The organism is Streptomyces sichuanensis, from assembly GCF_020328095.1.
GTDB classification, from domain to species: domain Bacteria; phylum Actinomycetota; class Actinomycetes; order Streptomycetales; family Streptomycetaceae; genus Streptomyces; species Streptomyces cinnamoneus.
Window position 1 is genome coordinate 312,436 of the sequence record NZ_JAIXMK010000004.1, and the last position, 13,047, is coordinate 325,482.

2 protein-coding genes are annotated in these 13,047 nt (G+C 74.5%); both read right to left on the reverse strand.

Annotated features, from left to right (window positions below; all coding sequences use genetic code 11):
- Positions 1-12: 12 nt before the first annotated feature.
- The gene (locus LE181_RS03200; protein WP_225659346.1) at positions 13-10,575 is read right to left on the reverse strand and encodes a type I polyketide synthase; all 10,563 of its coding nucleotides are present in this window, start codon (positions 10,573-10,575) and stop codon (positions 13-15) included.
- Positions 10,576-10,645: 70 nt separating this feature from the next.
- Positions 10,646-13,047, reverse strand: a 2,402-nt coding sequence (locus tag LE181_RS03205) for a type I polyketide synthase (protein ID WP_225659347.1), incomplete at its 5' end; no start/stop codon positions are given.

Genomic DNA, 13,047 nt, shown 5'->3' on the forward strand with positions numbered 1-13,047 from the left:
GGCCTGCGCAGTTCAGGAGGTGCCGAGTTCGTCGTCGAGCAGCTCGTACAGCTCCTCGTCGCTCGCCGAGCTGAGGTCGTCTTCGTCCTCGGCTCCGCCGGTGTCTCCCGGATCGGCCGGCTCGTTCCCGTTCCAGCGGGTGAGCAGCGCCTGGAGACGCATGTTGATCTTTGTTCGGGTGGTGTTGTCCGCTGCGGCGGCGTCGAGGGCGGCGGCGAGGCGGTCGATCTCGTCGAAGACCGACCCGGTCCCGCCCGTGCCGCCCGGGAGGTCCTTCAGCACCCGCTGGGCGAGGGCCTCGGGCGTCGGGTAGTCGAAGACCAGCGTGGCGGGCAGCCGCAGGCCGGTGGCCTTGTTCAGCCGGTTGCGCAGTTCCACGGCGGTCAGTGAGTCGAAGCCCAGGTCGCCGAACGCCTGGTCGGGCTGTACGGCCTTGGCGGAGCCGTGTCCGAGCACGGCGGCGACCTCGGACCGGATCAGGTCCAGCACCACCTCTTCGCGCTCGCTCTCGGGCAGGTCCGCGACCCGCTGCGCCAGCGGTACGACGGTGGCCCGGTCCGTGCGCCGCGGCCGGCCGCCGGCCAGCGTTGCGAGCAGCGGCGGCACCGGGGCGGCCGCGTTGCGGAGCGCGGCGACGTCCAGCCGTGCCGCCACGACCACGGGTTCCTCCCGGGCGAGGGCGGCGTCGAGGAGCTCCAGACCGTCCTCGTCCGACAGCGGCAGCACGCCGCCGCGGGCGAGCCGGGTGCGGTCCGCTCCGCCGAGGTCCGCGGTCATGGTGCCGGTCCGCTGCCACAGGCCCCAGGGCAGCGACACCGCGGGAAGGCTCTGCGCGCGGCGGCGACGGGCGAAGGCGTCCAGGAAGGCGTTGGCCGCGGCGTAGTTCGCCTGGCCGGGCGTGCCGAGCGTGCCGGCGAGCGAGGAGAAGACCACGAACGCCGACAGGTCGCCGGTCAGTTCGTGCAGGTTCAGCACGGCGTCGGCCTTCGGGCGCAGCACCGCGTCCAGGCGCTCCGGCGTGAGCGAGCCGATGACGCCGTCGTCGAGGACGCCGGCCGTGTGCACCACGGCGGTCACCGGCGTCCGGGCCAGCACCGCGGCGAGGGCGTCGCGGTCGGCCGCGTCGCAGGCGGCCCAGGTCACGTCGGCGCCCGAGGCGGTCAGCTCCGCCTGGAGCTCGGCCGCGCCCTCGGCGTCCGCGCCGCGCCGGCTCATCAGCAGGAGGCTGCGTACACCGTGCCGGTCGACGAGGTGCCGGGCGAGCAGTCCGCCCAGGGCGCCGGACGCGCCGGTCAGCAGTACCGTGCCCGTTCCGAGGTCCGGGGTGGCCCCCGGTGCGGTGGCGGTGGCCCTGGCCAGGCGGGGCAGCAGCAGCACGTCGTCGCGCAGTGCCGCCTGCGGCTCCCCGGAGGCGAGGAGCCGGGGCACGACCGTCGTCGCGGCCTTCGCCGCGTCGGTGTCCTCGCCGGTGTCGAGGAGGACGATGCGGTCCGGGTTCTCCGACTGGGCCGAGCGCACCAGGCCCCACACGGCGGCCTGGACCGGATCGTCGCCGGGGGCGGCCGCGCCGCGGGTCACGAGCACCAGGCGCGCGGCCCGGTCCTCGGCCAGCCACCACTGGACCAGCCCGAGCACCTCGGCCAGGACGTCCCGGACGCGCTCGGCGTCCGTGCCGGACCCGGCGGGGCAGGGCACGACGACGGCGTCCGCGTCCGTCGCCGGGGCGGAGACGAGCGAGGCGATGTCGTCGTAGGCCCGTACGGTCGCGCCGGGTGCCTGGGGCGGTGCGGCGAGCGGCGTCCACTCGACGGTGAACAGGGAGTCCCGGGAGCTCGTGCGGAGCTGGTCGAGGGACACCGGGCGCAGCGTCAGGGACTCCACCGAGACGACGGGCCGGCCCGTGCCGTCGGCGGCCGTCAGCCGCACCGCGTCCCCGCCGGCCGCCGACAGCCGCACCCGCAGGGCGGCGGCTCCGGTGGCGTGCACGGTGACGCGGGACCAGGCAAAGGGCAGCAGCGGCCCGTCGGCCTCCGGTACGAGCCCGCCCGCGCCCAGCGCGTGCAGGGCGGAGTCCAGCAGCGCGGGGTGCACGCCGAAGGCGTCCGCGTCCGGGCCCTCGGGGACGGCCAGTTCGGCGTAGACGGCGTCGCTGCCGCGCCAGGCGGCGCGCAGCCCCTGGAACAGCGGTCCGTAGGTCAGGCCGATCCCGGCCAGTCCGTCGTAGAAGCCGTCCAGGTCGACCGGCTCGGCGTCGGCCGGGGGCCAGTCGGCGAGGTCGGTGTCGGCCGGGGCCGCGCCCGTGGCGACGGCACCGGTGGCGTTGCGTACCCACGGGCCGTCCTCGGCCCGGGAGTGCACGGTCAGCGGCCGGCGGCCGGAGTCGTCCTGCGCGCCGACGAGGATCTGGAGGGCGACGCCGCCGTGCTCGGGCAGCACGAGCGGCGCTTCCAGGGTCAGTTCCTCGACCAGGTCGCAGCCGGTCTCGGCCGCGGCGTGGGCGGCCAGTTCGACGAACGCCGTGCCGGGCAGCAGCACCGATCCGAGGACCGCGTGGTCGGCCAGCCAGGGCTGGGTCTGCAGGGACAGCAGGCCGGTCAGCAGGTGGCCGCCGGCATCGGGCAGTTCCACCGCCGCGCCCAGGAAGGGGTGGTCGGCGGAGTCCAGTCCCGCGGCGCGTACGTCACCGGCCGCCGCCACGCCGTCCAGCCAGTACCGCTCGTGCTGGAACGCGTAGGTGGGAAGGTCGACGGTGCGCGCCCCCGGCAGGACCGCGTCCCAGTCGACGGTGACGCCGTGCACGTGGGCCTGGGCCAGCGACAGCAGCAGCCGGCGCCGGCCGCCGTCGCCGCGGCGCACGGTCGGTACGGCCACGGCTTCGGCCTCGGCGGCCTCGATGGCGTCCTGGATGCCCGCCACCTGCACGGGGTGCGGGCTGACTTCGATGAAGACGTCGTGCCCGTCGGCCAGGGCCGCGTGGATCGCGTCGTGGAACCGCACCGTCTGCCGCATGTTGCGGTACCAGTAGTCGGAGCCGAGCTCACCGGCGTCCAGCTTCCGGCCGGTGACCGTCGAGTAGAAGGGCACGGCGCCGGGGCGGGGGGTGATGCCGGCGAAGCCGTCCCTGGCCTGGTTTTCGACCTGCTCGATCTGCGGGGAGTGCGCGGCGTAGTCCACGGCGACCTTGCGGGACTGGATGCCCTGCTGCTCGCAGTGCGCCAGGAGTTCGTCCAGGGCGTCGGTGTCTCCCGAGACCACGACGGTTCCGGGCCCGTTCACCGCGCCGATGCCGAGCCGGCCGGCCCACCGGCCGATCAGTTCGTGCGCTTCGTCGTGCGGGAGGGTCACCGAGGCCATGCCGCCGCGGCCCTGGAGTTCGCGTACCGCCAGGCTGCGCTGGGCGACGATGCGCGCCGCGTCCTCCAGGGAGAGCGCTCCGGCGACCACTGCGGCGGAGACTTCGCCCTGGGAGTGTCCGACGACCGCCGCGGGGGTGACGCCGAAGGAGCGCCACACCTCGGCCAGTGCGACGGTCATCGCCCACAGCACGGGTTGCAGCACGTCGACGCGGTCCTGCTCCACGTCGGACTCGCCGCGCAGCACCTCGGTCAGCGACCAGTCCACGTGCGGGGACAGGGCGCGTTCGCAGGCGGTGATCCGTTCGCGGAAGACCGGTGAGGTCTCCAGCAGTTCGGTGGCCATGCCGACCCACTGCGAGCCCTGGCCGGGGAAGACGAAGACGACCTTGCCGGTGGTCCGGGCGGCCCCGGTCACCACGTGGGGCGGCGTGGAGCCGTCCGCGACGGCGGCGAGCCCCTGCCGGAACTTCTCGGTGCTCTCCCCCACGACCACGGCGCGGTGTTCGAAGGCCGCCCTGGTGGTGGCCAGCGAGTAGGCCGTGTCGGTCGTCGGGGTCTGTCCGCCGGTTTCGTCCAGGAAGGAGATGAGGCGGGCGGCCTGGGCCCGCAGTGCCGCTTCGGTCCTGCCGGAGAGGACCCACGGCTGGGCCACGGGGTCGTCCTCCACAGCGGGCTCGACAGGAGCGGCTGCGGTGGGTGCCTGCTCGATGATGGTGTGCGCGTTGGTGCCGCTGACGCCGAACGACGAGACCGCCGCGCGGCGGGGCCGGTCCGTCACCGGCCAGTCGACGGCTTCGGTCAGCAGCCGGACGTCGCCCGCCTCCCAGTCCACGTGCGGGGTCGGCTCGTCGACGTGCAGGGTCTGCGGGAGCAGGCCGTTGCGCATCGCCATGACCATCTTGATCACACCCGCCACACCGGCGGCGGCCTGCGTGTGGCCGATGTTGGACTTCAGCGAGCCGAGCCACAGCGGCCGGCCCTCGGGCCGCTCCTGGCCGTAGGTGGCGAGCAGGGCCTGGGCCTCGATGGGGTCGCCCAGCTTCGTGCCCGTGCCGTGCGCCTCGACGGCGTCGACGTCGGCCGGCGACAATCCGGCGGAGGCCAGGGCCTGGCGGATCACCCGCTGCTGCGACGGGCCGTTCGGCGCCGTCAGACCGTTCGACGCACCGTCCTGGTTCACCGCCGACCCGCGCACGACCGCCAGCACCTGGTGACCGTTGCGCTGGGCGTCGCTCAGTCGTTCCACCAGCAGGACGCCGACGCCTTCGCCCCAGCCGGTGCCGTCGGCCCCGGCTGCGAACGCCTTGCAGCGGCCGTCCGCCGACAGACCGCGCTGCCGGCTGAACTCCACGAAGACCGTGGGGCTCGCCATGACCGTGACGCCGCCGGCGAGCGCCATCGTGCACTCGCCGTTGCGCAGCGCCTGGATGGCCAGGTGCAGGGCGACGAGCGACGACGAGCACGCCGTGTCGACGGTGACGGCCGGGCCTTCGAGCCCGAAGGTGTAGGACACCCGGCCGGAGGCGACGCTGCCCGACCCTCCGGTGGTGAGCAGGCCCTCGACGCCCTCGGGCAGCTCGCGCGGGCCCTGGCCGTAGTCGTGGTACATCAGGCCGGTGAAGACTCCGGTCCTGCTGCCGCGCACGGAGGCCGGGTCGATGCCCGCCCGTTCGAACGCCTCCCACGACGCCTCCAGCAGCAGCCGCTGCTGCGGGTCCATCGCCAGCGCCTCGCGGGGGCTGATGCCGAAGAAACCGGCGTCGAACCGCGCCGCCTCGTGCAGGAAGCCGCCCTGCATGGTGTAGGTGGTGCCGAGGTGGGCGGGGTCCGGGTCGTACAGCGACTCGACGTCCCAGCCGCGGTCGTCGGGGAAGCGGGAGATGCCGTCCCGGCCGGACGCCACCAGCCGCCACAGGTCCTCCGGCGAGCGCACTCCGCCCGGCAGGCGGCAGCTCATGCCGACGATGGCGATCGGCTCGTCGACGGCTCCCCCGGCCCGGCGGACGGCGGCCGTGCCGTCGGGGGTCTCTCCGAGGAGTCCGGCTCCGACGTGCCGGGCGAGGGCGGCGGGCGTCGGGTGGTCGAAGACCAGGGTCGCGGGCAGGCGCAGGCCGGTCGCGGTGGACAGCCGGTTGCGCAGCTCCACCGCCGTCAGCGAGTCGAAGCCCAGGTCCTGGAAGGCGTGCGCGGGCTGGACGGCGCGGACCGAGGAGTGCCCCAGTACGGCGGCGACCTCGGACCGGACCAGTTCCAGGACGGCTTCGTCGCGCTCGTCCGGTGAGAGCCCGGCGAGGCGCGTGGCCAGTGATCCGGTGGCGGTGCGCTGGGCGGTGCCGCGCAGGGGGACGCGGACGAGTCCGCGCAGCGGCGCCGGTACGGCTGCGGCCTCCCGGTTGCGCAGGGCGCCGGTGTCGAGGCGGACCGGTACGAGCACGGCCTCGTCGGAGAGGAGGGCGACGTCGAAGAGCCGCAGGGCGTCGTCGGTGGAGAGCGGCAGCACGCCCGAGCGCGCCATCCTCGACCTGCCCGCCTCGTCGAGGCCGTCGGCCATGGCCCCTTCCTGCTCCCACAGGCCCCACGCGAGCGAGACCGTGGGCAGGCCGCGGTCCCGGCGGTGCGTGGCGAACGCGTCGAGGAAGGCGTTGGCGGCCGCGTAGTTGCCCTGGCCGGGGTTGCCGAAGGTGCCGGCGGCGGAGGAGAAGAGCACGAACGGCTTGTCGCCGGCGAGTTCGTGCAGGTTCAGTACGGCGTCGACCTTGGGCTTGAGCACGGCGTCCAGGCGCTCCGGCGTCAGCGCGGCGATCACGCCGTCGTCCAGCACGCCGGCGGTGTGCACGACGGAGTCGACCGGTGTCGCGGCCAGCACCTCGGAGAGCGCCGCGCGGTCGGCCACGTCGCAGGCGGCCCAGGTCACATCGGCGCCGTGCGCGGTGAGTTCGGCCTCCAGGGCCGCGGCGCCCGGGGCGTCGGCGCCGCGGCGGCTGACGAGCAGCAGGCTGCGCACGCCGTGTCCGGTCACGAGGTGCCGGGCGAGGGTTCCGCCGAGCGCGCCCGAGGCGCCGGTCAGCAGGACGGTGCCACCGAGGTCGGGGGCGGCGTCCTCCGTCTCCGGGGCGGCGGCCCGGGCCAGGCGCGGCACACGGACCTCTCCGTCGCGCACGACGACGTGGGGCTCGCCGGAGCGCACGATGCCGGGCACGGACTCCAGCACGTCGGCCGGGCCGTCGGTTTCGAGGAGCACGATCCGGCCGGGGTTCTCCGCCTGGGCCGAGCGCACGAGACCGGCCGCGGCGGCGTGGGCGAGGTCGTCGCAGCGTGCCACGAGGACCAGGCGTGCCGTCCGTTCCTCGGCGGACCACCACTGGAGCAGTCGCAGCACCTCTGCGGTGACCTCGCGGACCCGTTCGGCTCCGCTGAGCCCTGCCGTGCCCTCGGGGCACGGGACGACGAGCACGTCGGCGGGGGACGTCCGGTCGGTGCCGGCCAGCGAGGCGGTGTCCGGGACGTACTCGACCGTCGTGCCCGCTGCGTCGGAGGGCAGGGTCAGCGGCGTCCACTCCATCGTGAACATCGCGTCCTCGGGGCGCTTGCCGAGCTGTTGTGCCGACACCGCGCGCAGCGTCAGCGCTTCCACGGACGCGACGGGCTCGCCGGCGGCGTCGGCCAGCAGCAGCGACACCGTGTCGGTACCGGCCCGGGACAGCCGCACCCGGACGGTCGACGCGCCCGTGGCGCGCACGGACACACCGGACCAGGCGAACGGCAGCAGCGGCCCGTCCGTTTCCCCCACCAGGGCACCGCCCGCGCCGATCGCGTGGAGCGACGCGTCCAGCAGCGCCGGGTGCAGGAGGAAGGAGCCGACGTCCATGCCGTCGGGGAGGGTGACCTCGGCGAAGACCTCGTCGCCCGCGTGCCATGCGCGGTGCAGCCCGCGGAATGCGGGACCGTAGGACAGGCCGAGGCCGGCCAGCCGGTCGTAGAAGCCGTCGAGGCCGACGGGCTCGGCGCCCGGCGGCGGCCACGCGGCGAGCGTCCGGCCGGCCGGGGCGCCCGCCTCGCCGGTGACGGTGCCGGTCGCGTGCCGGACCCACGGCAGGTCGGTGTCGTCCTCGGGACGGGAGTGCACGGTCAGCGGCCGACGGCCGGAGCCGTCGTCCGCGCCGACCCACACCTGGACGGCGATGCCGCCCCGCTCGGGCACCACGAGGGGCGCTTCGAGGGTGAGGTCCTCCAGCAGTGCGCAGCCGGCTTCGTCGGCCGCGCGCACCGCCAGTTCGACGAACGCGGTGCCGGGCAGCAGCACGTTCCCGAGGACGGCGTGGTCGGCGAGCCACGGGTGCGTGCGCAGTGACAGCCGCCCGGTCAGCAGCCGCTCGTCGCCACCGGCGAGGGCGACGGCGGCGCCCAGCAGCGGGTGGTCGGCGGAGCCCAGGCCGGCCGCACGCACGTCGCCGACTGCGGTCTGCGAGGCGTCGAGCCAGTAGCGCTCGTACTGGAAGGCGTAGGTGGGCAGTTCCACGCGGCGGGCGCCGGGGAAGACGGCGGCCCAGTCCGGTGAGACGCCGTGCGCGTGCAGTTCGGAGACCGCGGCGACGAGTGCCGCCCGCTCCGGGCGGTCCGCCCGCAGGGCGGGGACGGCGAGCGCCTCGGCGTCGTCCAGGCAGCCCTGGGCCAGTGCGCTCAGCACGCCGCCGGGGCCGATCTCCACGAAGGTGGTCACGCCGTGCTCGTGCAGCGTCCGGACGCCGTCGGCGAAGCGCACCGCTTCGCGGACGTGCCGGACCCAGTAGTCGGGGGTGTACGCGTCGACGAACCGGCCCGTGACGTTGGAGACGACGGGGATCTGCGGCGTCTCGAAGGCCAGCTCACCCACGACGCGGGCGAAGTCGTCGAGCATGGGGTCCATCAGCGGCGAGTGGAAGGCGTGGCTGACCTTCAGCCGTGACGTCTTGCGGCCCTGCGCGGAGAAGACCGCGGCGACGGCCAGTACGGCCGCTTCCTCACCGGAGACCACGACCGACGAGGGCCCGTTGACCGCGGCGATGCCCACCTGGCCGGTGAGGTGCGGCAGCACCTCGTCCTCGGCCGCCTGGACGGCCACCATCGCCCCGCCGGCGGGCAGCGCCTGCATCAGCGCGGCACGCGCCGACACCAGCTTCGCCGCGTCCTCCAGCGACAGCGCGCCCGCCACGTGCGCGGCGGCGATCTCGCCCACCGAGTGCCCGGCGACGTAGTCGGGGCGGATGCCCCAGGAGGAGAGGAGCCGGAACAGCGCCACCTCGATGGCGAACAGGGCGGGCTGGGCGAGGCCCGTCCGGTGCAGGTCCTCGGAGTCGAGGTCGATCGTGACGTCGAGGTGTGCGCACACCTCGTCGTACGCGGCGGCGAACGCCGGGTAGGACGCGTACAGCTCCCGGCCCATGCCCAGGCGTTGCGATCCCTGGCCGGAGAAGAGGAAGCCGACGCGGCCGCCCGTGCCGGACCGGCCTCGGACCACGCCCGGGGCCGTGGATCCGGAGGCCACCGCGCGCAGTCCCTCGGCGAGCTCGTCGACCGTCTCGCCCTGCACCACCGCACGGTGTTCCAGCGCCGTGCGCGTGGTGGCGAGGGAGAACGCCACGTCCCGTAGCGGGGTGCCGGCGTCGGTGCGGGAGAGCAGGCGTTCGGCCTGGGCGCACAGTGCGGCTTCGCTCTTGCCGTACAGCACCCACGGCACCGGCCCGCCCTCGGCCGGGAGCGCCGCCTCCACGGCTTCCTCGGCTTCTGCGGCTTCCGCGGTCCCGTCTGCGGCGCCGTCCGTCTCCTCCTGGGCGTCCTGTTCGTACGCGCCGGCCGGCGGGGCCTCCTCGATGATCGTGTGGGCGTTGGTGCCGCTGATCCCGAAGGAGGAGATGCCGGCCCGGCGCGGCTGGTCGGACGCCGGCCAGGGGACGGATTCGGTCAGCAGCTGCACCGCGCCCGCCGACCAGTCGACGTGCGGGGACGGCGCGTCGACGTGCAGCGTGCTCGGCAGTTCGTCGTGGCGCATGGCCATGACCATCTTGATGATGCCGGCCACACCGGCCGCGGCCTGCGTGTGCCCGATGTTGGACTTGATCGAGCCCAGCCACAGCGGCTGGTCCTCGGAGCGGCTCTGGCCGTACGTGGCGAGCAGGGCCTGGGCCTCGATCGGGTCACCCAGCCGGGTGCCCGTACCGTGCGCCTCCACCGCGTCGACCTGTGCGGCGGTCAGCTGGGCGGCGGCGAGGGCCTGGCGGATCACCCGCTGCTGGGAGGGGCCGTTGGGGGCGGTCAGGCCGTTGGACGCGCCGTCCTGGTTGACGGCGGATCCCCGCACGATCGCGAGGACTTCGTGCCCGTTGCGGCGGGCGTCCGAGAGACGCTCGACCAGCAGCAGGCCGACGCCCTCGCCCCAGCCCGTGCCGTCGGCACCGGCCGCGAACGCCTTGCAACGGCCGTCGGGCGCCAGACCGCGCTGACGGCTGAAGCCGACGAAGGTGGCGGGGCCGACCATCGCCGTGACACCGCCCGCCACGGCCAGCGAGCACTCGCCGTTGCGCAGCGACTGGACGGCCAGGTGCAGGGCGACCAGCGACGACGAGCACGCCGTGTCCACCGTGACGGCCGGGCCTTCGAGGCCGAAGGTGTAGGCCACCCGGCCGGAGGCGACGCTGCCCGAGGTTCCCGTGCCCAGGTAACCCTCAAGGTCTTCCGGGGAGTTCTGCAGGGTGGCGAGGAACTCGTGGTTCATCACCCCGGCGAACACACCGGTCCTGCTCCCCGCCAGCGAGGCGGCGTCGATGCCCGCCCGCTCGAAGAGCTCCCAGGACGTCTCCAGCAGCAGCCGCTGCTGGGGGTCCATCGCGAGCGCCTCGCGGGGCGAGATCCCGAAGAGCCCGGCGTCGAACTGCGCCAGGTCGCGCAGGAACGCACCCTCACGGGCGTAGCTGGTCCCCCGGTGCTCCGGGTCCGGGTCGTAGAGCGCGTCCAGGTCCCAGCCGCGGTCGGCGGGGAACTCCGAGACGGCGTCCCGGCCGGTGGAGACCAGCTCCCACAGGTCCTCCGGCGAGCGGACGCCTCCCGGGTAGCGGCAGCTCATCCCGATGATGGCGACCGGTTCCCCGGCGGCGTCCTCGTAGTCACGAAGGCGCCGCCGGGTCTCCTGGAGATCTGCGGTGACTCGCTTCAGGAAATAGCGGAGCTTGTCCTCGTTCGCCACCGAAATCGTCCCTCACCCCTGCGAATACTTACCGGAATTCGGCAAGGAGTCGCCCGGGACACCGGAACCGTCAGGAGATTCCGAATTCCTTGCCAAGAAGGTCAAACATTTCGTCGTCCGTGGCCGATTCCAGATCGCTGCCGCTTCCGGGGCCTTGTGCCGTGCTGCCGGATTCCCCGGCAATCACCAGCAGGCTCTGGAGCTTTGACACGATCCGATCGCGGGCATCGCCCCCCGACAACTTCGTGTTCAATTCTTGTTCGACCTTGTCGAGGGAGGCAAGTAGGGAATCCACTAGAGCGGGTCCGGCCGCACCCGTCGTCTCCGTCAGCACGTGCCGGGCCAGAACGGCGGGTGTCGGGTAGTCGAAGACCAGCGTCGCGGGCAGTCGCAGACCCGTGGCCTTGTTCAGCCGGTTGCGCAGTTCGACGGCCGTCAGCGAGTCGAAGCCCAGCTCCTGGAAGGCGCTTTCCGGCTGGACCGTACGGTCCGAGGCGTGCCCCAGGACCGCGGCGACCTCCGCCCGGACCAGGTCCAGGACGACCTTCTCGCGCTCCCCGTCCGGCAGACCGTCCAGGCGTGCCGTCAGCGAGGCCGAGGAGGGTGCGGACGCGGACGCCCGGGCGGTCCTGCGGGCCGGTGCCGGCACCAGGGCGCGCATCACCGGCGGCGCTTCGCCGGCGCGCAGCGCACCGGTGTCGATCCGGACCGGAGCGAGCACGGCCTCGTGCGAAGCCAGCGCCATGTCGAACAGCCGCAGCCCCTCCTCCGACGACAGCGGCAGCACGCCGCTGCGGGCCATCCGCGCCCGGTCGGCCTCGGCGAGACCGTCGGTCATCGCACCGGACTGCTCCCACACTCCCCAGGCCAGCGACGTGGCGGGCAGGCCCTCACCACGGCGGTGCGAGGCGAAGGCGTCGAGGAAGGAGTTCGCCGCCGCGTAACTCGCCTGACCGGCGCTGCCGACGATTCCGGCGACCGAGGAGAAGAGGACGAAGGCGGCCAGATCCGATTCCCGGGTGCACTCGTGGAGGTTCAGCACGGCGTCCACCTTGGGGCGGAGCACCGCTGCCAGCCTCTCCGGGGTGACCGAGGAGACGACGCCGTCGTCGAGAACGCCGGCGGTGTGCACGACGGCCGACAACGGGTGGTCGTCGAGCCCGCCCAGCAGGGCACGCACGGCGTCCCGGTCGGCCACGTCACAGGCCGCCCAGGTGACCTCGGCGCCCCACTCGGCCAGTTCGGCGGTCAGCTCGGCCGCCCCGGCGGCCTCCGCGCCCCGGCGGCCGGCCAGCAGGAGCCGGCGCACCTTGTGCTCGGACACCAGGTGCCGGGCGACGAGCCCGCCCAGCGCACCGGACGCACCGGTCACGAGGACGGTGCCGTCCCCGAAGTCCGGGGTGCCGGTGGCGGATCCGGGCGTCTTCGCCAGACGGGGGACGAACACGTCCTGGCTGTCCTGGCTGTTCTGGCCGCTCTGGCCGCGCACCGCGAGCTGCGGCTCACCGGAGGCGACGGCGGCGGGCAGGATGCGGACGGCCGCGTCGGTGTCCTCCGCCTCCACCAGCACGATCCGGTCGGGGTTCTCCGACTGCGCGGAGCGGACCAGACCCCACACCGCCGCATGGGCGAGGTCACCGGGCCGGGTCACCAGCGCCAGACGCGACGGACGGTCCTCCGCCAGCCACCACTGCACCAGCGCCAACACCTCACCGGCAACGGCGTGCACCCGGGTTGCCGTGTCCGTACCGGATCCGGCCGGGCACGGCACGACGGCGACCTCGGGCAAGGCGGGCTCGGCGGCCAGCGCAGCCAGGTCCGCGTAGCACCGGACGTCGAGCTCGGCGGCGTCGCCGAGGACCACCGGCCGCCATTCGAGGCCGAAGAGAGCGTCCTCGGCACGCCTGCCGGAGCCACCCGCCTTGAGCAGCTGCTCCCGCGACACCGGCCGCAGCGACAGCGTCTCGACCGTGGCCACGGGTCCACCGGCGGCATCGGCCACGGCCAGGGAGACCGCATCGGTACCGGTCCGCGAGACCGTGACCCGCAACGCCGTCGCCCCGACGGCCCGCACGTCCACACCGGACCAGGCGAAGGGCAGCAGCGGCCCGTCGTCGACGGGGACGAGGCCGCCCGCGCCGATCGCGTGCAGCGCGGCGTCCAGCAGCGCCGGATGCAGGGCGAACGTGCCCGCGCCGGCGTCCGCCTCCGTGCCTGTGCCCGTGCCTGTGTCCGTGTCCGTGTCCGTGTCCGTTTCGTAGGCGAGGGCGACCTCGGCGAAGACCTCGTCCCCGCTGCGCCACACCGACCGCAGGCCCTGGAAGACCGGGCCGTATTCCAGGCCGAGCCCGGCCATGCCGTCGTAGAAGCCCGTCAGGTCGACGGCCTCCGCACCCGCCGGCGGCCACGCCCCGCCGTCGGTGCGGAAGGCGGCACCGTGCGACGCCCCGGGCAGCTCGTCCGTCAGCGCGC